Below are 21,222 nucleotides of genomic sequence, written 5' to 3' on the forward strand. Positions count from 1 at the left end.
GGCCCCTGGACCGAAGGAGCCACCACCCGTGATCGTGATAGCCCACCTCAGCGACGTCCACCTCGACGGCGGCGGAGGCCGGGCCGCCGAGCGGACCCGGGCGGTCATGGAGTACCTCAAGGAACTCCCCTACGAGCTCGACGCGGTGCTGGTCAGCGGGGACATCGCCGATCATGCGACCGCCGCGGAGTACGAGGAGGCGCGCGAACTGCTCGGCTCGCGGCATCCGTTGGTCGTCTGCCCCGGCAACCACGACGACCGGGCCGCCTTCCGCGACGGGCTCCTGGGCGGGCTCGGCGACGGGCTCCTGGGCGAGGCTGGCGGAGCCGGGGACGAGCGGCCGTCCGCGGCGCCCGTCGATCAAGTACTGCGCGGCGAGGGCTTCGTGCTCGCGGTGTGCGATTCCTCGGTACCCGGCGAACACCGGGGATTCCTGGAGGACACGACGATCGACTGGCTGGACGGAGTGCTCGCGGCCACCCCGCGCGAGGTGCCCGTACTCGTGGCCTTCCACCACCCGCCCGTACCGCTGCACATCCCGTACGTGGACGGGATCCGGCAGTTCGGCGAGGAACGGCTCGCGGCGCTCGCCGATCGGCACCCGCACCTGACCGCCTTCCTGTGCGGGCACGCGCACACGGGCGCGGCCACCACCTTCGCGGGGCGTCCGCTGCTGGTGGCGCCCGGCGTGGTGTCCACGACCAGGCTTCCGTGGGAGGCGGCGTCCGGGGAGAGCGACTACGTCCACCTCGACGAGCCGCCCGCCCTCGCCTTCCACGTCATCGGCGACGACGGACGGCTGACCACCCACTACAGGGTGGTCGTGGCCCGCCGGTAGCCCGAGCCGTCGCGGGTCCGGGCGAGGTGCCCGGCGATGACCAGGTAGCGCCGCAGCGCGGCGCAGTCCTCGTGGACGGTGCGCAGTGCTCCGTTGACCTCGGACTCCGTGTAGTCGCGGTCCGTCGCGAACAGGGTCTCGGCGAGGTGGGTGAGCAGCTGCTCGCGGCGGGCCGGCTTGCGCGGGATGACCGAGAGGCGGCCGGCGGCGTTGAAGAGGTCGGATACGCCTCGCGGGGTGCGCGCGGCGGGTTCTTCCGTGTTCTGGGACATATGGCCGAGCATCACCCGGCGGCCGGTCGCGGGGCAACGCATTTTCCTCCGGCGGGGCGAGCGCGGACGCCGGGCTGAGGTGCTCCCACCAGGGCGAGCACCTGCGCCGCGGGCAACCAGTGGTGCGCCGACTCGATCGTTCAGCGGCCGGTGGGCGGTCTGGCCCATCCGCGGATCAACTGGCAGAACCGGCCCGCCTATCAGCAGGTGGTGGAGTTCCCGGCCCACCGCTCAGATCCGCCCGCACGAACGGGCCCGCCCGCCCCGGAGCGCTCCGGGGCCGGCGGGCCTCTTCATGCGGTGGTGCTCCGGTCAGGGACCGACGGTGATCTGCTGCGCCGGGTCGGTGGTGTCGGCCACCTTGTACACGGCGTTGAAGGTGGACGAGGTCGCGCTCGTCGGGCAGCCGAAGCCGCCGGTGACGGTGACGGGCACCGAGGCGTTGGTGAAGGTCAGGCTCGGCGGGGCGCCGTTGGTCCAGCTTCCGGCGACGCCCGCGGGACCGGAGGGCGCGGCGGTGACCGTACAGACCGCCAGCCCCGTGGTGTGCACGACGAGCCCGCCCGTCGGCACGGTCATGGTGGCGGTGATGGGGGAGCCGTTCTGCATCGACACCGACCAGGCACCGCTCGTGGTGACCGTGGGGGTCACGCCCGGGATGCTGGAGGTGCAGGAGCTGTACGTGGGCGGCGAGATCGGGGAGGAGACGGGCCCCGAGGCGTTCTGGTTGCCGGGGGCGGCCGGCACCGCGCCGGTGGAGGCGGAGACGGTACAAGTCACCGTGACCGAACCGGCCTTGAGGGTGGCCTTGCCGCTGAGGGTGGCCTTGAAAGCATGTCCGGCCGGAGTGACGGTGGTCGACCCGGCCAGGGGTAACGGCGCGGCGGTGGCGGAGACCGACGCCAGCGACAGGGCTGCGGCCGCGGCGGCCGCGGCGAGCGTGAGGGTGGTGCGCGTACGGCTCATGGCTGTGCTCCTTGGGGATCGTGGTGCCGTGGAGGAGCGGGGGTGGGGGTGGCGGTGGGCGGAGCGGGATTGGCGGCGTACGGCTGCCAGGCGAACATCAGGCCGCCGCCGATGATGCCGAGCACCGTGCCGAACAGGAACCCGCCGAGGTTCGACAGGACCAGCGCGGCGGTGGCGATGAGCGTGGTCAGGACGCCGGCCAGGGTGCGCTGCGCCGGCGAGAACCAGGCGGTGAGGCCGAGCACGATCATGACGATGCCCATCAGAACGGACGGGATCCCCGCCACTCCCTGCTGGAGCATGATCTTCAACGGTGCGAGCGGGAGGGCGCAGATCTCGGCCCCGGCGATGATGGCGAAGACCCCGCCCCAGAACGGCCGGCTGCGCCGCCATCGCCGCCATCGCTTCAGAAGCATTCCTTCTTGCCCTTGCTGATGTTCATGTTCAGCCCGGAGAGCTTGAAGGTGCCCGCGTTGGTGGCCCAGGCCGTCTGGTGGAGGTCGGAGATGGCCACGGTGTCCGCCTGCTGGGCGAAGAGGTCCTGCATGCCGACCGCCTCCGCCGGACCCTTGTCGAGGGTGGAGGCGTCCCGCCCGATCTCGATGTTGGTGAAGACCGCGTCGCCGGAGAGCTGGGTGGCGTCCACGAAGAGGTTGCTCGCCTCGACGGGGGCCTTCTGGCCGGCGGTGAGGTTGAGCGAGATGTCGCCGATGAGCGGCAGGGTGGTGACCACCGACTGGCAGAGGCTGTGGAGCTTGGCCTCCTTGATGGCGGTGATCGCCACGGGGATGAGCTCCTGGCGGGCGTTGACGTCCACGCTGCCGTACTGCGCGAAGCCCTCGCCCTCCAGGCTCGTAGCCGAGACCTTGAACTGCTGCCCCGATACGGCGAAGGAGGCGGCGAGCGCGCCCTGCGCGAGGGCGATTCCGAGGCCCGCGGTCACGGCGATGGCGGGGACCGTCAGTACGGCGAACCGGCGCCAGCGGACCCGGCCCTCGTCGTCGGCTCTGCCTTCGCTCCCGTCGCCGGGGGGATCGGATAAGTTCGGGGAATCTGCCATGAGATCGACCCTTATCTTCGGCTGTGCACCGTTGTTACCGACGAGTCGAATGTAAGAGTGCCAATGGGGGTTGGCAAGGTTGCTCGGGCGTACCTTTTCGGCCGACTCCTGCCGTCCGGCCGAGCTGCCTACGGCTCCGTGCGCAGCAGTTCGGAGACCTCCGCGTCCACCCGCCGGGCCATCGCCCGCGCGAACTCGGCGGCCACGACCTCGCCCGCCAGCGGACGCAGGGCGGCGACCGCCTCCGTGATCTGACGCAGCCGCGTGGCCGAAAGCTGCTCCAGCCCCTCCGCGCCGATCACGTGCGTCCGGAACAGGGCGACGAACCGGTCCGCCACCGCGGCCGCCTGCGTCTGTACGAAGCCACCCGCGTTCAGGACCTCCCCGAGCGGCACCCCCGCGCGCACCAGCGTCAGCGTCGCGTGCAGCAGGCGCGCGCTGCGGTGCGTGACCAGGTCCCCGGAGACCGTCACGTAGCCCAGCTCGGCCGCCCGCCGGGTGTCCTCGGCGGAGGCGGTCGGGCCGAACAGCTCGCGCAGTTCGGCCCGGGACATCGCGACCGGCTCCTCCTGCTCCCAGTCGCGCGTCATCTCCCGCTCCAGGCCCAGCAGTTGTGAGATCCCGCCGCCCTGCTCCCAGGCGGCCAGCAGCTCCGCGATGCCGTTGACGGTGTAGCCGCGCCCCAACAGGTCGCTGATCAGCCGCAGTCGGGTGAGGTGGTCGTCGGAGTACCAGGCGATCCGGCCCTCGCGGCGCGGCGGCGGGAGCAGCCCGCGCTCCTGGTAGTAGCGCAGGTTGCGCACCTTGACGCCGGCCGCGCGGGCCACGTCCTCCCGGCGGTAGCGCCCGCCGGAGCTCCCGTCCTGATCCACCTGACTGCTCACGCGGCCGAGTGTAGGACGAAGCGGCGGGCCTACCGGCGGGTTACCGGAGGGGCGTTTCGGCGGTGGGCCGGGCGGGCCTCCCGGAGGAGCGCCGGGAGGCGTTCCGGCAGGTCACGCCGGGCGGGGCTGCTCGCGCCGCTTGACCGCCCGCAGGACCACGAACTTCGGCTCGCTCGCGGTGACTTCGCTGTTGCCGAAGAGACGGCGCAGGTGGGTGTGGTAGCCCATGTGGCGGTTGGCGACCACCCACAGCTCGCCGCCCGGCCGCAGCGCCTTGCGGGACTGCGCGAACATGCGCAGCGCCGTCGCGTCGGTCGTCGCCTGATGGGAGTGGAACGGCGGATTGCAGAGGATCAGGTCCACCGACCCGGGCGGCAGCATCGCGACACCGTCGCCGACGAGGAACTCGGCCCGGTCCAGGCGGCCTTGGATGTTGGCGCGGTACGTCGCCTGCGCCGAGGCGACGGCCTGGTAGGACTCGTCGGTGAAGACCACCTCGGCGTCGGGGTCGGCCACCGCGACCGCCGTGCCGACGATGCCGTTGCCGCAGCCCAGGTCGACGACCCGGGCCCCGTCCGTGTTGGTCGGGATGTTCTGGAGGAAGAACCGGGTGCCGATGTCGAGGCGGTCGGCACAGAAGATCCCGGCGTGGTTGACGACGGTCAGACCGGAGCCCGACCCCGCCTCCTGGTCCACCGTGTACGTCACCGGCCACGGCCCGGGGGTCGTGGGGTGCGTCGCTCCGGGGTTGCCGGGCGTGCAGAAGATCAGGCGGGCCTTCTTCTCGGCCAGGGAGGTCTTGGTCGGGCCCAGGATCTTCTCGAAGAGCCGCAGGGTGGAGGTGTGGATCTCCTTCACCATGCCGGTGCCCACGACGACAGTGCCGGCGTGCACGTGCGGGGCCAGCCGGTACAGCTGGTCCTCCAGCAGCGCCAGACTCTTGGGGACCCTCACCAGGAGCACGTCGATCCGCTCGGGCGGCGGGTCCTGGACGGTCAGCAGGGTCACCGTGCTCTTGGCGGTGCCGATGCCGTTGCGGTCCAGGTTCGCCGCGGTCGCGGAGCGGGTCAGCGAGGAGTCGGTGATCTGGGTGGGGTGGTGCGCGGCCAGCGCCGTCGTCAGCGCCCCCCAGCGGTCCCCGATCACGGTGATCTGCCCGGCGCCGGCCAGATCCACCGGGCCGCGTTCGCCCGTACCGGATTCGAGGTGGCGCAGCAGGTACTCGTCGGCGGCGTCCCATGCGAAGAGCCGGTCGCGCGGGTCCTCGGGGAAGCGGGCGAGCTCGTAGGAGCCGAAGGGCGTGGTCAGACGGTTCATATTGCCCCCAGGCTAACCGAGGGGCGGCCCCGGTCCCGCATGGGCGGGGCCGGGGGAGCCCCGGGGGAGTACCCGCGGGGTCCGGCGGAGTGCCCGCGGGCCCGTCTACGCCGGGAAGTCTCCGGCCATCGCCGCCGCGATCCGCAGGTACGGCGCCGCCTCGGCGGCCCGGCCCTGGCGCTCCAGGGTCCGCCCCAGCATCAGCTGCGCGTAGTCCTCCACGGGCCAGCGCTCCAGGATGGCCCGCAGCTCGCGCTCGGCCGGGGACAGCTGGGCGGAGTGGTAGTAGGCGCGGGCGAGCAGCAGCCGGGGCGCCAGCTGCTCGGGAGCCTCGGCGGTGACGGTGCCCAGGACCCGGGCGGCCGTCGCGTACTCCTTGGCGCCGAAGAAGAGCCGGGCACGATCCCAGCGCTCCGCCGTGGTCCCGTGCTCCAGGTAGCCGGTCGACGCGTCCATTCGGATCCCTTCCGCCGTTCAGGTGCTACGCCGGGCCGTGGGCCGCCCGGCGTCCGGTGCCGTGCTTCCGCGCCCGGCTCCGGCCTTCCGGCGGGGCTCCGGCACGTGCTCCGGCACCCCCTCCAACACGGGCATCGCGTTCGACATTCCAAGGACCGCGGGGACGGCGCCGGTACTAAGTTGTGCCCCATGAGCAATCTCGATCGCCAGCCCGCTCTCTCCGCCTGCGGCGGCCGCGGCTTCGTCGTGGCCGAGCCCGTGCGCGAGCTCCTGAGCCCGCGCACCGTCAAGCTCGGTGGATCCACCGAGGTCCGCCGGCTCCTGCCGAACCTGGGCCGCCGCATGGTGGGCGCCTGGTGCTTCGTCGACCACTACGGGCCGGACGACATCGCCGAAGAGCCCGGCATGGCGGTGGCCCCCCACCCCCACTCGGGCCTGCAGACCGTCAGCTGGCTCCACGAGGGCGAGGTCCTGCACCGCGACAGCGTCGGCAGCCTGGCGACGATCCGCCCCCGCGAACTCGGCCTGATGACCTCGGGCCACGGAATCAGCCACTCCGAGGAGAGCCCGCGCCGCCACGCCCGCTTCCTGCACGGCGCGCAGCTGTGGGTGGCCCTCCCGGACGCCCACCGCGACGTGGCCCCGCACTTCCAGCACCACGCGGACCTCCCGCAGGTCACCGCCCCCGGCCTGACGGCGACCGTCATCCTGGGCACCCTGGACACGGCCACCTCGCCCGGATCCACGTACTCCCCGATCGTCGGCGCGGACCTGGCCCTGGCCGCGGGCACCGAAACCCGCCTCCCGCTGGACCCGGACTTCGAGTACGCGGTCCTGTCGATGTCGGGCGAAGCCCACGTCGACGGAGTCCCGCTCCTCCCCGGCTCGATGCTCTACCTGGGCTGCGGCCGCACGGACCTCCCCCTGCGCGCGGTCTCGGACGCCGGCCTGATGCTGCTGGGCGGCGAGCCCTTCGAGGAGGAGCTGGTGATGTTCTGGAACTGGATCGGGCGCAGCCAGGCCGACATCGAGCAGTTCCGGGCGGACTGGATGGAGGGCACCCGCTACGGCGAGGTCAAGGGCTACGACGGCCCTCCGATCCCCGCTCCGCAACTCCCACCGGGGCCGCTGAAGGCACGTGGTCGGGTGCGCTGAACTGCACGTTTTTAGATCGGGCTGATCGGCCCGAGAGCAGCCGGAACGAAGGTGGCGCCCCGCGGAGATCGTTCCGGAGGGGCTCGCGGCAGGGGTTCCCGGAAGCTGATTCCGCGGCTCCGTGCTTTCCCAGGTGTGACCAGCTGGGGTCAGCTTTGGCAGGACCAATGCTGACCCAATGCTGACTTTGGTGACAGTTCGTCAGGTCTGCTGGCGTCCCGCCATGAGGCTCTCGGTGGCGTTCGAGGTCCGACGCTGCTCGGTACAACGCGTTGTACCGAGCAGCGGTCTGGCGGGGCGCTGGGCTCAGGCGGCGTCGCTCGCGACGGACGGCTGCCTCCGCGACCCGAACGTCGAGTCGAAGGTGCGACAGCGCGTCGTAGGTACGAGCAGGTACGGGGCCCCTGAACCTGCGACCGAGTGGGGGCCGGTCTGCCCCGCCGCGAGGGCGTCGTACGGGGTGAGGACGTCGAGGTTGTCGAACACGTAGTAGAGGGGCAGCACGGTCCACGCGACGAGCTGGAGGTGTGCGCGGACCGCGGCGCTCTCGAGCGCGTGGCGGTGCGTCGCCCGACTGGTCATGCTGCTCTTGCAGTCGATCATTGCGACGTGGCCCTCCTTGGCGGCAAGGAGATCGGGAGTCCACCGAAGGGAGCTGTCCGTCCCTCGGAGCGCGGCTTGAACAGGGTGGTTGAGGACTCCCTGCCCCCACGGGTTGACCGCCCATCCACGCGCGGTCAGTTTGCCTTATCTAGCTCTACGGGTCGTGGCTCGACCTCGGCTCGACCGGTCCGGATGCGCGGAAGGGAACACCGGGTCCTGCGCGCGCCAAGGCTCGGAATCGGGCCCGAGTCGGCCTTCGCGAACCCGTGCGACTGCTGCGCTGGGGGACGCATGTGCGTGAGGGGTGGCAATGGCGGCCGCCGGATCACATTTGGGGCCGCGTCTCGTCAGAGCCTCTTTCCCTCCGGCGCTGCGCGTCAACGGGTTTCGCCTTGGGCCACCTCGATGCCGTCGTGCAGGTTGTCGGCTGCTTGGAGGGACGCGCCGGCGGAGAGCGTCAGGCATGCCACCAACACCAGCACCGCGGCTCGCCGGGCGAGGGGCCGGGCCATCCGGTCCTCGGTGCCGTGGCCGAGGAGGGCAGCGACGCGGCGGGGAACGGGCCCGGCGGTCGCCGAGAGGGCCAAGCCGGGACGCGTACGGCCGGCCGCGGTGGAAGCGCGGGTGGCGAGAGCGGCCCGGCCGATGGCCCGGGCGGCCAGGCGTCGGCTGCCCACCGCGCTGGCCGCGGCTTCGTCGGCGCTGCGTTCCAGCGCGTAAGCCAGCGGCTCGCGCAGGGTCCGCAGCGCGGGGTGGCACAGGCCGGCCAGGTCGACCACGGCGGTGAAGAGGTGGTGGCGCTCCCTGAGGTGCGCGCGCTCGTGGGCGATCAGGACCTCGCGCTCGGACGCCGAGAGCGCGCGGAGCATGCCGGTCGTGACGACGATGCGGCCTGGGCTGCCGGGGAGTGCGTAGGCGTCGGGGTGCTCGTCGGGCAGGACGACGAGTTCGCCGGCCGCCTCGGCGGCGAGCCTTCCGGCATGGCGGAGCTGGGTCCAGCGCCGACGCAGACCGCGCACCAGCCGGGTTGTGCACCAGGTGAGCAGGGCCCCGGCGGCGACGGTGGTCGCGATGACGGAGCCGGGTGATCCGCTGCTCAGCGGAGTGAGCAGGTGGCCCAGCGCGGCGACGACGTGGAGGTGGGTGGCGCCGGGGACGATCAGCAGGGTCAGCGCGCAGGTGCTCGCGGTGGCGAGACCGGCCGCGGTCGCCGTCAGCAGCCACATGGCCTGCCGCGGCGGCAGGTTCGAGGCCAGCTGCCTGCCCACCGGTGCGACCAGGAACGGAACGAGGAGGGGGATCCAGGCGGTGTGGATCACGTCAATCACGTCGCGTCTCCTTCCCCGTCGAGCAGGGCGCGCAGCAGGCGCTCATCCTCGGTACTCAGCTGTGAGACGAAGCGGCTCAGTACGGCCTCGCGGTCTTCGTCCTTCGCGAGTTCGGCATGCATGCGCCGGGCGGTGAGCCCGGAGGCGTCCTCGGTGGGGGTGTAGGCGAACCCGCGGCCGGACCGCGATCGGCTCACGGTCCCCTTCTCGTACAAGCGGGACAGGATCGTCGTTACGGTCGTGCGGGCGAGCGACCCGCCCACTATCTCCTGGACCTGGCCCGGGGACAGCGGGCCGTCCGCAGCCCAGAGCGCCGTCAGCACGCCGGCCTCGAGCTCGCCGGCAGGGCGTCGCTCCGCATTCCTGTCGCCCATGAGTGCGTTCCTCCACACGTCAATCGTCTACAGTGCTGTAGACCGTCTACGGAACTGTAGACGCCAGCGGGGCGGGGCGCCGTCCCGGACCCTGCACCTCTCACCCTAGGGGAGCCGTCCGTCATGACCTGGCCCGATCTCGCCGCAGCATCGCAGGCGCTCAGTCCGCAGGCCGTCAATCTGCTGGACGCCGGTTCTCTCCTGTCGGCCTTCGGCGCTCTCGGAGTCGCGGTCGTGCTGTTCGCCGAGACGGGCCTGCTCGTCGGCTTCTTCCTGCCCGGAGACTCGCTCCTCTTCACCGCCGGCCTGCTCTGCGTGCCGGGCAACCATGGACCGGTCCACCTCTCGCTCCCGCAGGTCCTGTGCGCGGCCGTGGCCGGCGCCCTGCTCGGAGCCCAGACCGGCTACCTCCTCGGGCGGCGCGGCGGACGCACCCTGCTGGCCCGCAGCCGTAGCCGCAAACTCCACGAGGGCGCCGCGAAGGCCGACGAACTCCTCCACCGGTACGGACATGCCAAGGCCATCGTCCTGGCCCGCTTCGTGCCGATCGTGCGCACCGTCCTGAACCCGATGGCCGGGGCTCTGAACGTTCCGGCCGGCGTCTTCACGCTCTGGCAGGTGATCGGCGGGCTCGTGTGGACGGTGGGACTGGTGCTGGCCGGATACGCGCTCGGCTCCTCCGTGCCCAATGTCGACCGATATCTTCTGCCGATCGTCGCCCTCGTCGTACTCATCTCCCTCGCCCCGCTTGCCGTGGAATTCTTCCGCCGGCGGGGTGGCCGCACTTCGAACGGAACGCCGCATTGAGCCTGCTCGCCCTGGACGGCCCCGCCGTCGACGGAAACTTGTACACCTGGCTCACCGGCCTGGCCCAGCAGGCCCCCGGCTGGCTCGATGGCCTGGTCACCGCCTGGTCCGACTACGGCCTCGCCCTCTTCGCCCTGCTGATGCTGGCTGCCTGGTGGCGCGCCCGAGCGGCCGCTGATCCGGCCAGGACCGCCATGGCGCTGGCGGCACCCCTGGTCGTGGTCGTCGCCTTCCTCGCCGACACCGGCATCAAATCGGTCTTCCGGGAGCAGCGCCCCTGTCAGACCCTGCACACGGTCACGCTGGAGGCCTGCCCGCCGCTCGGCGACTGGTCCTTCCCCAGCAACCACGCCGCCATCGCCGCCGCGGCCGCCGCGGCCCTCTGGGTCACCGACCGCCGACTTGCGGCGATCGCGGTGCCGGCCGCACTACTGATGGCCTTCTCGCGGGTCTGGGTGGGTGCCCACTACCCCCGCGACGTCGTACTCGGCTTGGCCGTCGGGGCGGTCATCGCCTGGCTGCTGACCCGTGCCGCACGCCGCGCGGCCCCCCTCGTGCAACGGATGGGCGGCACGTCGCTGCGACCCCTGGTCGCACCCCGATGAGGTCCCGGCCGCACCGCGAGCCACCCGCTGGGGCTTGGTTGCGGCGCTGTGCGCAGCCCTGTTCGCCCTACTGACCGCACTCGTCGCGGCCCGCCACGACAGCCCGTACGCATTCGACGAGAGTGTGCACCAGTGGTCGGTGCGGCACCGTCCCGCCGTTGCGGTCGCCCTCGCGCGCGGCGTCACCGCAACCGGAACCGGCCCCGTCCCGTACCTGTGCGCCGTGACCGCCGGACTCGTCTCCGGATGGGGCCGGGGCAGCCGGGGTCGGCTGCTGATGACCGCGGGTGCGCTCGGATTCCTCAACCTCGGCGCTCGTGGCCGGTCTGTTCGCCCGGGCGGTATGGCGTGCGGTCTCACCGGCCGCTGCCCGGCTCTGGTGGGCCCTGTTCGCCTGCTGGGCCGTCACGGTCGGCCTTACCCGCGTCTACCTCGGCGTGCACTGGCCCACCGATGTCCTCGGAGGCTGGTTCTACGCCCTCACCTGGCTCACCGCAGCCATGGCCGTGGTGGCCAGGGTCGGGCGGGATCGGAAGCTCCGAGCGGGAGTCGGGTGATGGGTGGTGCGTGCCGACGTGAGGTGGAGGTCGCGCCTGCGCCCCGGTGACAGACGTATCGCACAGCATCGTCTACAGTGCCGTAGACGAAAGGGCAGCCTTGCCTAACCAGAGGCCTGCCGCGGCTTTGCCGTCCCGCCATGCCTGGGAGTACCCATGTCTTCATCCGCCCGCTCGGCGCTTCTTGCAGCCGCCGGTCTCGCGATAGTCACCGCCACCGCCACGGGGTGTGCCCAGAAGAGCGACAGCGGGTCGGCCGGCGCCCTTCAGGTGACCGCGTCCGACAGCGCCTGCGAAGTCTCCAAGACCGCATTTCCGGCGGGCAAGGTGACCATCCAGGTGGAGAACAAGGGATCCAAGGTCACGGAGCTGTACGTGCTCTTCCCCGATGACCGCATCGTCGCCGAGCGCGAGAACATCGGCCCGGGTACCAAGGCCACCATCACCGCCGAGATCAAGGCGGGCGACTACGAGTTCGCCTGCAAGCCCGGCATGAAGGGCGACGGCATCCGCACCATGGTCAAGGCCACGGGCGGCGGCGGTGAAAAGCGCAGCCCCGAACTGGACGCTGCTGTCGCGGCCTACCGCAGCTACGTGCTCGCGCAGGCCGAGGAGTCGCTCCCCGCGGTCAAGACGTTCACCGACGCCGTCCGTGCCGGGGACGTGGAAGCCGCGAAGAAGGCGTTCGCCTCCTCCCGGCGTGGCTGGGAGCGTACCGAGCCGGTCGCCGAGTCCTTCGGTGACATCGACCCGAAGACCGACGTCCGCGAGGACGGCCTGGAGCCCGGTCAGAACTGGACCGGCTGGCACCGGCTGGAGAAGTCCCTGTGGGCCGACAACAAGATCGGCGACGAGGAGAAGGCCCTCGCCTCCCAGTTGGACACCGACATCGCGGAGTGGCACAAGCGCGTCGGCACGGCGGAGATCACCCCCACCTCCATGGCCAACGGCGCCAAAGAACTTCTTGACGAGGTCTCCCGCAACAAGGTGACCGGCGAGGAAGACCGCTACAGCCACACCGACCTGGCCGACTTCAAGGCCAACGTCGAGGGCGCCGAGAAGGTCTACGAGTTGCTGAAGCCCGTCACCGTGAAGAACGACGCGGAGCTGGCCAAGAACCTCGACGCCCAGTTCACCGCGATCAACACGCTGCTGGACAAGTACCGGGCGGACAAGACCGGCTACGAGTTCACCTCGTACGAGAAGGTCGGCGAGCCGGAGCGCAAGGAGCTCTCGGACGGCGTCAACGCGCTCGCGGAGCCGCTCTCCAAGCTCGCGGCGGCCGTCGCCAAGTAGCCCGGGCACAGCAAGCAGACCACAAGCAAGCAGGGAGCAGTGATGTCCGAAGCGGACCCGGAATCCGGCCAGAGCGGTAGCGGCGCGACCGCGGACGTGTCCGGCGGCGGCACCCCGAGGCGGGCGCTGCTCGCCTGGGGCGGGGCCGGGCTTGCGCTCGGCGCCGCCGCAGCCGGCGGGACCGTGGCGATTCTGCGCCAGAACTCCGAGCCTGCAGCCCCTGGCACCGTGGGGATGGTCGTGCCCTTCCACGGTGAGCACCAGTCCGGCATAGCCAGCGCCGTCCAGGACCGGTTGCACTTCGCGGCCTTCGACGTGAAGACGAAGAGCCGCGACGAGCTGGTCAAGCTCCTCAAGGACTGGACCGAGGCGGCCCGGCTGATGACGGCCGGCCACCCGGTCGGCGAGGGCGGCTACGGCGGCCTCCCCGAGGCCCCGCCGGACGACACGGGCGAGGCCCTGGGCCTGAAGGCCTCGCGCCTGACCCTGACCATAGGCTTCGGCCCCGGCCTGTTCGCCAAGGACCGCTTCGGCCTGGAGGGCAAGCGCCCCGAGGCGCTGGTGGACCTGGAGGCGTTCCCCAAGGACAACCTCGACCCGGCGCGCAGCGGCGGCGACATCTGTGTCCAGGCCTGCGCCGACGACCCGCAGGTCGCGGTGCACGCCATCCGCCAGCTCGCCCGCATCGGCTTCGGCAAGACCGCGGTGCGCTGGTCGCAGCTCGGCTTCGGCAAGACCTCGTCCACCACCCCGGACGCGCAGACCCCGCGCAACATGATGGGCTTCAAGGACGGCACCCGGAACATCTCGGGCACCGACAACGCGGCGCTGGACAAGCACGTGTGGGTCGGCGCGGGCGACGGCAGCGACTGGCTGACCGGCGGCTCGTACCTGGTCGCCCGGCGCATCCGGATGCACATCGAGACCTGGGACCGGACCTCGCTCGGTGAGCAGGAGGACATCATCGGCCGCGACAAGGGCGAGGGTGCTCCCGCGGGCAAGTCCAAGGAGCGCGACGAGCCGTTCCTGAAGGCGATGAAGCCGGACGCGCACGTCCGCCTCGCGCACCCGGACACCAACGACGGCGCGACGATCCTGCGCCGCGGCTACTCCTTCACCGACGGCACGGACGGACTGGGCCGCCTCGACGCGGGTCTGTTCTTCCTCGCCTACCAGCGCGACGTCCGCAAGGGCTTCGTGCAGATCCAGCGGCGCCTGTCGAAGAACGACTCGCTCAACGAATACATCCAGCACGTGGGTTCGGCCGTCTTCGCCGTCCCGCCGGGCGTCCGTGACAAGGACGACTGGTGGGGCCGGACGCTGTTCACGTGACGACCGGAAGGAACCCCACGCCGTGTTCGGCAACTACCTGATCGGACTCCGCGAAGGGCTGGAAGCCAGCCTCGTCGTCTGCATCCTCATCGCCTACCTGGTCAAGACCGACCACAAGGACAGACTCGCACCCGTATGGCTGGGCATCGGCCTGGCCGTCACCCTCTCCCTGGGCTTCGGCGCCGCCCTCCAGTTCGGCTCCTCCACCCTTACCTTCCAGGCCCAGGAACTGCTCGGCGGTAGCCTGTCCATCATCTCGGTCGGCCTGGTGACGTGGATGGTCTTCTGGATGAAGCGCACGGCCCGGAACCTGAAATCGGAGCTTCAGGGCCAGCTCGACGCGGCGCTCGCCGTGGGCACCGGCGCGCTGGTCTTCACCGCCTTCATGGCCGTCGGCCGGGAAGGACTGGAGACCTCGCTGTTCATCTGGACGGCCGTCCAGGCCACGGGTGACGGAGTTCGGCCCCTGGTCGGTGCGGTGCTCGGTCTGCTGACCTCGGTGGTGCTGGGCTGGTTGTTCTACCGGGGCGCGCTGAAGATCAACCTGTCGAAGTTCTTCACCTGGACCGGTGCCATGCTGGTCGTCGTCGCCGCAGGAGTCCTCGCGTACGGCTTCCACGACCTCCAGGAAGGCGACTTCCTGCCCGGCCTGCACACCCTCGCCTTCGACATCAGCACGACCATTCCCTCGGACAGCTGGTACGGGACCCTGCTCAAGGGCGTGTTCAACTTCCAGCCCAACCCGACCGCCCTCCAGGTCACCGTGTGGTGCCTCTACCTCGTTCCGGTGATGGCCCTCTTCCTCGCACCTGCGCGCAGTACCGCCCCCGCCGCCGGTGCGGAGGCGAAGACGGCGAAGACCGGCTGACTTCCGGCGTCCGCGTCCGCGTCCGCACAGAACAGGGGCCCGCATGAGCCGACACGTCCTGGTCGTCGAGGACGACCACCGACTGCGCAACGTGCTGCTGCGCGGCCTGCGTGAGGAGGGCTACGAGACCACCCCCGCGCAGGACGGCGCAGCGGCACTGAGACTGGCCGTGGCCGGCGTCGACGCCGTCGTCCTGGACATCGGCCTGCCCGATGCGGACGGCCGCGACGTGTGCCAGGCGCTGCGCGCCAACGGGTTCGACCGCCCGGTGATCTTCCTGACCGCCCGTCATCACCTCACCGACCGGCTGAGCGGGTTCTCTGCGGGAGGCGATGACTATCTCGTCAAACCCTTTCACCTCGCCGAACTGGCCGCCCGACTCCGGGCCGCCGTCAAACGCAGCCGTCCGACCGCCCCCGTCGCCGGGGGAGAGGTGGTGCTGGACGCCGTCCGCCACACCTGCACCGTACGAGGCGTCCCCCTGAGCCTGACCCCGACCGAATTCCGGATCCTGGCCGCCCTGCTCGCCGCCGCGGGGGACCTGGTCACCCGGCGGGATCTGGTGCGCGCCGGCTGGCCGGAAGGAGCCCAGGTCAGCGACAACACCCTCGACCAGTACCTGACCCGGCTCCGTCGCAAGCTTCGGGAGGCCGGCAGCATCCTCACCCTGGGCACCTCCCGCGGCGTAGGGCACCGGCTGTCATGAGACCACTCCGAGCCGGAGCGCGGCCGACGACCCTGCGCGGACGGCTCTCCCTGCTCGCGGTCGTGACCGCGGCCTTCATCATGGCGGTGTTCACCATCGTCTTCAACGCGTTCGTGCAGCAGCACCTGGCCCGCCAGGCGGACGACCAGCTGCGGGCCCGGGCCTCTGCCATCGCCGCGACCGTCGACACCAGCGGTCCCGTGCTGCGTGTCCTGGAGACCCCGCAGGAGGACCTCCTTGACACCAACGCCTGGATCTACCAAGGGGCCAGCCTGGTCGAGCAGCCCCCGGCCGCCCGGGCGGACAGCCCCGCCACCCGCGCGGCCGCCCGTCTTGCAGCGCAGGGCGGCGCCCAGTGCACCACCACCTCGCACGATGCGGCGGACATCCGGCTCTGTGCCCGGCCAGTGCCCGCCCCAGGCGGCCGCGAGAGGGCCGCGACCGTGGTCACCGCGCTCGACCTCGCTCCGTACCGCGCATCGGGCGACACCCTGCTGACGGCATCCCTGGCGCTGGACGCCGTCATGCTCCTCTGCACGTACGCGGTCACCCGACTCGCCGTCGGCCGGGCCCTGCGACCCGTCCGCACGATGACCGACCAGGCCGCCCAGTGGAGTGCGACCGCCTCCGAAGAACGCTTCAGCGGTGTGCCCCGGCCTGTCGAACTCGCCCGGCTGGGCGCGTCGCTGGATGCCTTCCTCGACCGGATCCGGGCAGCCCTGCGTCACGAACAGCAGCTCACCAGCGAGTTGTCGCACGAACTGCGCAACCCGCTGGCCACCATCGTCGCCGAGCTCGACTGGTGGCAGTCCCGCCCCCGCAGCGAGAGCGAGACGGCCACTGTGCAGCGGGCCATCGACGATGCGGCCCGGACCATGCAGACCATCTGCGACACCCTTCTCGCAGAAGCCCGCGAGGACGCCGGCAGGGCGCCTGGCACCACCGCCGTGCTCCCTGTCCTGAATGCCCTGGCTGACCGCACCGACCCAGAGGTCGTCCCGGTCCGTGTCGTGATCGCCGACGAGGGTGGGGAGCTGACCGCGGGAGTGCCCGCTGCCGTCCTGGAGCGGATCGTCAGCCCCTTGCTGGACAACGCGCTGCGCTATGCGGCGACAGCGGTCGACCTCCGCGCCTTCCGGGAGCCGGGCCGTGTCCGGATCGAAGTGGGTGACGACGGCCCCGGCGTTCCCGAATGCTTCCGTGCCCATCTGTTCCAGCCCGGTCGCCGGGCCGATCCGGGCGACGGCCACGACGGGGCGGGTCTGGGGCTGCCGCTCGCCCGGCGCCTGGCCCGCTCCGCGGGCGGGGAGGCAGAGCTCGGGGAACAGGGCGGCGGGGGAGCGGTGTTCGTGGTCAGGCTGCCGGCCGGCTGAAGCCCTCCCGGTCGGCGGCGTCCTTGCGGGTGAGCGTGAGGAAGACGACCAGCGCGAGGATCACCACCAGGAAGAGAGCACTGGTGACGACGGTTCCCAGCCCGAGGCCGCCGTCGTCGGCCGGCTGGGAGAGGTAGTCGCCCAGGGAGGCGCCGAGCGGTCGGGTGAGGACGTACGCGATCCAAAAGCTCCACACCGCATCCAGGCCGAGGGCGTGCGCGAGCCACACGGCGCCGATCGCCAGCGCGAATACGGCCGCCGAAACCGAGTAGCCGAGGGAGAGCTGCTCCGCGACCAGGTCTCCTGCAGCTGTGCCCAGGGCGAAGGTGAACAGCACGGCCGCCCAGTAGAAGGACTCCCGGCGCTTGGCGTCGATGCTGTGGATCGACAGGGTCCGCTCGGTCCGGTACCAGGCGAGGAAGACGAGTGCCAGGGCCACGGCGAATACCGTGGTGGTGGCCTCCAGCGGCACGCCCAGATTGTCCGTCAGGTTGTCGCTGATCAGGGTTCCCACCACGCTGACCAGTACGACAACCAGCCAGTAGACGCTCGGCCGGTAGGTGGCGGCCCGGAACTGGATGACCAGCGCCAGAACCAGGAGCGCGCTCATCACGATCGAAGTGCCGGTCAGGCCCAACCCCATGTGCGCGTTGAGGAAATCCGCGGCCGTCTCTCCCACGGTCGTGCACAGGATCTTGATGACCCAGAAGTAGAGCGTGACCTCGGGCACCTTGTTCCGGCGCAGTGCCCGGTCGCGGGTGGCGTCGTGCCGACTGTATGTCTCGGATGTCATGGCACCAGGCCGTGTCACTGGAAACCTGAACACATCCTGAGCACGCCGAACGACATGCCCCGAGCCCTGCGTCGCAGTCAGGGCCGGACCCCTAGTGTCCTCCCGATCGCGCCCGTGCGGTCCCAGCTCCTGCCATGAACGGTGGCCACGGTCTTGTCTCCTGCCACGCAGCCCTCTGCCCCACGCGGTCTTGCCGGTTGGCTGAGGGAACGGTTGGGCTGGGCCGTCGCTGCCGCCTACCTCACCGCCGCTGTCTGCCCCGCTCCCGGGATGTGGCTGCGCAGGCCCCGTGAACTTCGCGCGGGGGACGTGGCGCTGAGTCTGGACCTCGCACCGGCGTTGCTGGCCCTCGTGCTGTTCTGCGCCGGGCTCCAGGTGTCACCGCAGGCCCTCGTCCGGGTGGTCCGTCGGCCCGTGACCCTGCTGGCGGGACTCGCGGCGCACCTCCTGGCCCCGCTGCTGATCATCCCGGGCTTGGCGGCGATGCTGTCCTGGACGCCCGACACCGACGGGGGCTCGGGGATGACCACCGCGATGATCTTCCTTACGGCGATGCCCGTGGCGGCGGGGGCGACCGTCTGGACCGCGCGCGCCGACGGTGACCAGCCCACCATGCTCGGTCTCGTCCTCGCTTCCACCTTCCTCAGCCCGCTCACCCTGCCCCTGACCCTCGGAGCACTGGCGCCGCTCGTGGGTGGCGACCATCCGGGCACGCCCGCTGCTGCGGGGCGCGCGGCAGGACAGGGCTTCGCCCTCACCGGTGTGCTGCTGCCGTGCGCTGCCGGGCTGCTGTGCCATATCGCCGTGCCCGCCGGGGCCCTGGCAGGCTTGCGGCGCACCGCACCGCCCACTGCGGTCCTCGCCTCGCTGGCCCTGACGTACCTCAATGCAGCGGGTGCCCTTGGCCGGTTCTTGGCGCACCCGGCAGCCCTGCTGCCGATCGCGGCCGTGGCCGTGGCCCTCTTCGTGTGCTCGCTGTCGTTCCTGTTCGGCCGCGTCGCCGGGTCCCTGCTGCGACTGGACACAGGGGGACGAGCCTGCGTGACGCTGGCCTGCGGGATGAACAACAGCAGCGCGGGCGCGGTCCTCATCGGTGCGGTGCTGCCTGATCGGCCCCACGTCCTGCTGCCCGTGCTGGCCTACGGCTTGCTGCAGAAGCTGGCCGCTCAGCGCGCCGTACGCCCGCCCCGCTGGAGGGTGCAGATCGGGCGGCGGGGCCCCCGCAGGTATCGTCTACTGTTCTGTAGACATTGGTTCGGGTGGCGGGCCCGCCCGGGGATTCCCGGAGGCTGACGCCTGCCCGAATGTCGGCATCAGCGGCACGGCGCTGCAGCCGTTGCCGGAAGGGTGGACGTAGATGGTCGGGACAGACAGCAGGACAACGGCACGGCGGAGCTCGGGCGTACCGCAGCAGGGGGTGACACGCCGTACGCGGCCGGGGGCGGCCCTCTCCAAGGTGCCTGAAGTCACCGCGTGGTTCTGGACGGTGAAGATCCTCACGACCGGCATGGGGGAGACCGCGTCCGACTTCCTGGCGCGGACGCTGGGCCCGGTGCCGGCCGGCTGCCTCGGATTTGCCGGACTGGCATCGTTGCTGATCCTGCAGTTCTGGTCTGCGCGCTACCGCCCCTGGCTCTACTGGTCGGCGATTGTCATGGTCAGCGTCTTCGGCACGATGGCCGCCGACGTCGTCCACGTCATCGCCGGCATTCCCTACACGGTGTCGGCCTTGGGCTTCACCCTCGCCCTCGCCGCCGTCCTGACCCTCTGGTACGCCACCGAGCGGACCCTCTCCATCCACAGCATCCACACCACCCGCAGGGAGTTGTTCTACTGGGCGACGGTGCTCACCACCTTCGCCCTGGGCACCGCGGTGGGTGACCTTACGGCCGGGACCCTGCACCTGGGCTATCTGCCCTCCGGCCTCCTCTTCGCAGCCCTGATCGCCCTGCCTGTGCTGTGCCGCCGCCTCCTCGGGCTGAACGCGGTGGCCGCGTTCTGGGCCGCCTACATCCTCACCCGGCCGCTCGGCGCCTCGTTCGCGGACTGGATGGGCGTCCCCGCCACGCGCGACGGCCTCGGCTGGGGAACCGGGCTGGTCAGCCTCGCTTTGCTGGTCCCGATCGCCGCGCTCGTCGGATACCTCCAGGTCAGCCGGGCCGATTCGCCCGTGGCGTCGGATCCGTCCGGACAGCCCGGCTGAGCCACGCCGGGCCGGGCGCGGCGGCACGTCAATCCGGCGCGCCCGGCAGGAGCAGGGTGAACGTGGTCGGCTCGGTGCCGCGCAGGCTGAGCCTTCCCCCTGCAGCTTCCGCGAGCTCCCGGGCCACCGCCAGGCCGATCCCGCTTCCGGAGCCGCCGGTGCCGCCGCGCACGAAGACCGTCCCGGAGTCGAGCGTGAGTGTCCCCTCGTCGGACACGTCGACCGCGACCGCCCCGGCCGCCTCACGTGCGGTTACGGAGGTTGCACCCCGGCCGTGGCGCAGGGCGTTGTCGATGAGGACATCGAGAATCTGTGCCGTCGTGCGGCCGGGGACCTCGAACGACCCGGCCCCCGGCTGCGAGTGAACCTCCAGCCGTCGGCCGGCGGCGGCGAGCGCACCGTGCCAGCGCGACTCCGCCCTTTCCAGCACCCGGACGAGAACCTCACGGGGGAGTGGGGGCTCGCCTTCGGTGCCGGCCCGGGCCAGCCGCAGCACCTCCTCGACGGTTTCCTCCAGATGGCGTGCCGTCTCCAGAGCCTCGCGCAGTGCGGGGCGCAGGTCCGAGCCCGGCGGCAGCTGCCGGGCGGCCTCCAGGCCGAGCTGCAGCCCGGTCAAGGGAGTGCGCAGCTGGTGCGAGGCGTTGGCGCTGAAGTCCCGCTCCCGGCGCAGGAGCTGGGTCAGTCGCTCGACCATGGAGTTCTGGCTGCTCGCCAGCTGGTCCAGTTCGGCAATCCCGCAGGGTGCTGCCCGGGCGGCCAAGTCGCCGTCGGCGATCGCACGGGCCGTACGGGAGAGTGCCTCCACCGGAGTGCTCAGCGCGCGGGCCTGTCGGCGTGCGACCAGGACCGCCGTGGCCAGCGCTGCAAGGGTCACTCCGAGGAGCAATGCCCAGGCCCACAGCACTCGCGTCCAGACCGATCGCGCGGGGACCGTGGCCCGTACCACCGCGATCACCTTCTCGGCGGAGACCACCGGGACGGCGACGACCAGATCAGCCCCGCTGCTGCCGCTGACGGCTCTGCCTCCGGCAGCCTCACGGGTCACCCGGTCGGCGACCGGTCCACCGCTGCCCGCGCGCAGCCGCGACGAGAGGTCGTACACCCCCAGCTTCCCGCCCGGCCTGGGCGGTGTCAGCTCGAGTGCGTCGCCGGAGACGAACTCCGGCCCCACCGTGACCGTCGCGGCCAGAGCCGTACGCTCCAGGGCGCCGAGTTCGTCCGCGAAGAAGGACCGGTGGATGACCCAGGCGAGCGGTCCGGCCAGCAGGACGAGGGCCACCAGTGCGGCGGACACCGCGACACGCACCACACGCTGCCTCATGCGCCCATCATGGCGCCCGGCATCCGGTTTTGCCGTCGTCTAACCACCGCCGCCCCGTCCCTTCACCTCCCGCTGCCTAGCGTGGAAGACACCTCGTCCTGCGGAGGC

24 protein-coding genes are annotated in these 21,222 nt (G+C 71.4%); 12 read left to right on the forward strand and 12 right to left on the reverse strand.

The genetic code is table 11. The features are described 5' to 3' along the window. Nucleotides 1–28 precede the first annotated feature (28 nt). Nucleotides 29–838 carry a metallophosphoesterase gene (locus tag AC3IYJ_RS34840; protein ID WP_489398489.1) on the forward strand — a complete coding sequence of 270 codons (810 nt, stop codon included), beginning with the start codon at nucleotides 29–31 and terminating at the stop codon, nucleotides 836–838. Here the strand turns inward: AC3IYJ_RS34840 and AC3IYJ_RS34845 are convergent. The 7 genes from AC3IYJ_RS34845 to AC3IYJ_RS34875 all read right to left on the reverse strand — a co-directional run bounded on the left by AC3IYJ_RS34845 (nucleotide 811) and on the right by AC3IYJ_RS34875 (nucleotide 5,793). Next, complete coding sequence (locus AC3IYJ_RS34845) at nucleotides 811–1,110, reverse strand: DUF2087 domain-containing protein (RefSeq protein ID WP_489398490.1); 300 nt, start codon at nucleotides 1,108–1,110, stop codon at nucleotides 811–813. The genes AC3IYJ_RS34840 and AC3IYJ_RS34845 overlap by 28 nt on opposite strands. A gap of 312 nt (nucleotides 1,111–1,422) precedes the next feature. Then, the gene (locus AC3IYJ_RS34850; protein ID WP_489398491.1) at nucleotides 1,423–2,076 is read right to left on the reverse strand and encodes a hypothetical protein; all 654 of its coding nucleotides are present in this window, start codon (nucleotides 2,074–2,076) and stop codon (nucleotides 1,423–1,425) included. Continuing rightward, on the reverse strand, nucleotides 2,073–2,492 hold the full coding sequence (locus AC3IYJ_RS34855) for a DUF6114 domain-containing protein (RefSeq protein ID WP_489398492.1): 420 nt from the start codon (nucleotides 2,490–2,492) through the stop codon (nucleotides 2,073–2,075). The genes AC3IYJ_RS34850 and AC3IYJ_RS34855 overlap by 4 nt, the downstream gene beginning before the upstream one ends. Further along, nucleotides 2,483–3,136: a DUF6230 family protein gene (locus AC3IYJ_RS34860; RefSeq protein WP_489398493.1), complete on the reverse strand. Its 654-nt coding sequence runs from the start codon at nucleotides 3,134–3,136 to the stop codon at nucleotides 2,483–2,485. The genes AC3IYJ_RS34855 and AC3IYJ_RS34860 overlap by 10 nt, the downstream gene beginning before the upstream one ends. Before the next feature lie 128 nt (nucleotides 3,137–3,264). After that, nucleotides 3,265–4,020: a MerR family transcriptional regulator gene (locus AC3IYJ_RS34865; protein ID WP_489398494.1), complete on the reverse strand. Its 756-nt coding sequence runs from the start codon at nucleotides 4,018–4,020 to the stop codon at nucleotides 3,265–3,267. A gap of 111 nt (nucleotides 4,021–4,131) precedes the next feature. Beyond that, a complete protein-coding gene (locus tag AC3IYJ_RS34870) occupies nucleotides 4,132–5,328 on the reverse strand; it encodes a methyltransferase (protein ID WP_489403024.1) in 1,197 nt (398 codons plus the stop codon). A 114-nt stretch (nucleotides 5,329–5,442) separates the two neighbouring features. Continuing rightward, the gene (locus AC3IYJ_RS34875; protein WP_489398495.1) at nucleotides 5,443–5,793 is read right to left on the reverse strand and encodes a tetratricopeptide repeat protein; all 351 of its coding nucleotides are present in this window, start codon (nucleotides 5,791–5,793) and stop codon (nucleotides 5,443–5,445) included. Nucleotides 5,794–5,982: 189 nt separating this feature from the next. On the opposite strand from AC3IYJ_RS34875, the gene AC3IYJ_RS34880 reads away from it, so the two are divergent. Beyond that, nucleotides 5,983–6,948, forward strand: a complete 966-nt coding sequence (locus tag AC3IYJ_RS34880; RefSeq protein ID WP_489398496.1) for a pirin family protein — start codon at nucleotides 5,983–5,985, stop codon at nucleotides 6,946–6,948. Between the two features lie 306 nt (nucleotides 6,949–7,254). Here the strand turns inward: AC3IYJ_RS34880 and AC3IYJ_RS34885 are convergent, their stop codons facing one another. The 3 genes from AC3IYJ_RS34885 to AC3IYJ_RS34895 form a co-directional block, all read right to left on the reverse strand. Then, entirely contained in the window at nucleotides 7,255–7,551 is a 297-nt protein-coding gene (locus AC3IYJ_RS34885; protein ID WP_489398497.1) for a hypothetical protein, read from the reverse strand. Between the two features lie 377 nt (nucleotides 7,552–7,928). Continuing rightward, the gene (locus AC3IYJ_RS34890; RefSeq protein ID WP_489398498.1) at nucleotides 7,929–8,879 is read right to left on the reverse strand and encodes a M56 family metallopeptidase; all 951 of its coding nucleotides are present in this window, start codon (nucleotides 8,877–8,879) and stop codon (nucleotides 7,929–7,931) included. Then, on the reverse strand, nucleotides 8,876–9,253 hold the full coding sequence (locus tag AC3IYJ_RS34895) for a BlaI/MecI/CopY family transcriptional regulator (RefSeq protein WP_489398499.1): 378 nt from the start codon (nucleotides 9,251–9,253) through the stop codon (nucleotides 8,876–8,878). The genes AC3IYJ_RS34890 and AC3IYJ_RS34895 overlap by 4 nt, the downstream gene beginning before the upstream one ends. A 123-nt stretch (nucleotides 9,254–9,376) precedes the next feature. Here AC3IYJ_RS34895 and AC3IYJ_RS34900 point away from each other — a divergent pair, with 123 nt between their 5' ends. From AC3IYJ_RS34900 to AC3IYJ_RS34935, 8 genes are all read left to right on the forward strand, one after another. After that, complete coding sequence (locus AC3IYJ_RS34900; RefSeq protein ID WP_489398500.1) at nucleotides 9,377–10,060, forward strand: DedA family protein; 684 nt, start codon at nucleotides 9,377–9,379, stop codon at nucleotides 10,058–10,060. Then, nucleotides 10,057–10,665, forward strand: a complete 609-nt coding sequence (locus tag AC3IYJ_RS34905; RefSeq protein WP_489398501.1) for a phosphatase PAP2 family protein — start codon at nucleotides 10,057–10,059, stop codon at nucleotides 10,663–10,665. Before AC3IYJ_RS34900 ends, AC3IYJ_RS34905 begins: the two co-directional genes overlap by 4 nt. Before the next feature lie 287 nt (nucleotides 10,666–10,952). Then, nucleotides 10,953–11,222 (forward strand): phosphatase PAP2 family protein, encoded by a 270-nt coding sequence (locus AC3IYJ_RS34910; RefSeq protein ID WP_489398502.1) that lies wholly within the window; start codon nucleotides 10,953–10,955, stop codon nucleotides 11,220–11,222. A gap of 156 nt (nucleotides 11,223–11,378) precedes the next feature. Further along, nucleotides 11,379–12,518, forward strand: coding sequence for an iron uptake system protein EfeO (gene efeO / locus AC3IYJ_RS34915; protein WP_489398503.1), 1,140 nt, complete (start codon nucleotides 11,379–11,381; stop codon nucleotides 12,516–12,518). Nucleotides 12,519–12,560: 42 nt separating this feature from the next. After that, complete coding sequence (gene efeB, locus AC3IYJ_RS34920; RefSeq protein WP_489398504.1) at nucleotides 12,561–13,850, forward strand: iron uptake transporter deferrochelatase/peroxidase subunit; 1,290 nt, start codon at nucleotides 12,561–12,563, stop codon at nucleotides 13,848–13,850. 22 nt (nucleotides 13,851–13,872) lie between these two features. Next, entirely contained in the window at nucleotides 13,873–14,718 is an 846-nt protein-coding gene (gene efeU, locus AC3IYJ_RS34925; protein WP_489398505.1) for an iron uptake transporter permease EfeU, read from the forward strand. A 43-nt stretch (nucleotides 14,719–14,761) separates the two neighbouring features. Then, entirely contained in the window at nucleotides 14,762–15,424 is a 663-nt protein-coding gene (locus tag AC3IYJ_RS34930; RefSeq protein ID WP_489398506.1) for a response regulator transcription factor, read from the forward strand. Then, complete coding sequence (locus AC3IYJ_RS34935) at nucleotides 15,421–16,797, forward strand: ATP-binding protein (RefSeq protein ID WP_489398507.1); 1,377 nt, start codon at nucleotides 15,421–15,423, stop codon at nucleotides 16,795–16,797. Before AC3IYJ_RS34930 ends, AC3IYJ_RS34935 begins: the two co-directional genes overlap by 4 nt. Here the strand turns inward: AC3IYJ_RS34935 and AC3IYJ_RS34940 are convergent. Further along, a complete protein-coding gene (locus AC3IYJ_RS34940) occupies nucleotides 16,778–17,590 on the reverse strand; it encodes a COG4705 family protein (RefSeq protein ID WP_489398508.1) in 813 nt (270 codons plus the stop codon). The two genes, AC3IYJ_RS34935 and AC3IYJ_RS34940, sit on opposite strands and share 20 nt — an antisense overlap. A gap of 213 nt (nucleotides 17,591–17,803) precedes the next feature. Here AC3IYJ_RS34940 and AC3IYJ_RS34945 point away from each other — a divergent pair, with 213 nt between their 5' ends. Both AC3IYJ_RS34945 and AC3IYJ_RS34950 read left to right on the forward strand, forming a co-directional pair. Next, nucleotides 17,804–18,883, forward strand: coding sequence for a bile acid:sodium symporter family protein (locus tag AC3IYJ_RS34945; RefSeq protein ID WP_489398509.1), 1,080 nt, complete (start codon nucleotides 17,804–17,806; stop codon nucleotides 18,881–18,883). Between the two features lie 64 nt (nucleotides 18,884–18,947). Beyond that, nucleotides 18,948–19,793 (forward strand): COG4705 family protein, encoded by an 846-nt coding sequence (locus AC3IYJ_RS34950; protein ID WP_489398510.1) that lies wholly within the window; start codon nucleotides 18,948–18,950, stop codon nucleotides 19,791–19,793. 28 nt (nucleotides 19,794–19,821) lie between these two features. Here AC3IYJ_RS34950 and AC3IYJ_RS34955 read toward each other — a convergent pair whose 3' ends face one another. Next, nucleotides 19,822–21,114, reverse strand: a complete 1,293-nt coding sequence (locus tag AC3IYJ_RS34955) for a HAMP domain-containing sensor histidine kinase (protein ID WP_489398511.1) — start codon at nucleotides 21,112–21,114, stop codon at nucleotides 19,822–19,824. Nucleotides 21,115–21,222: the final 108 nt, after the last annotated feature.

This window comes from Streptomyces sp. GL_140 (assembly GCF_057834465.1).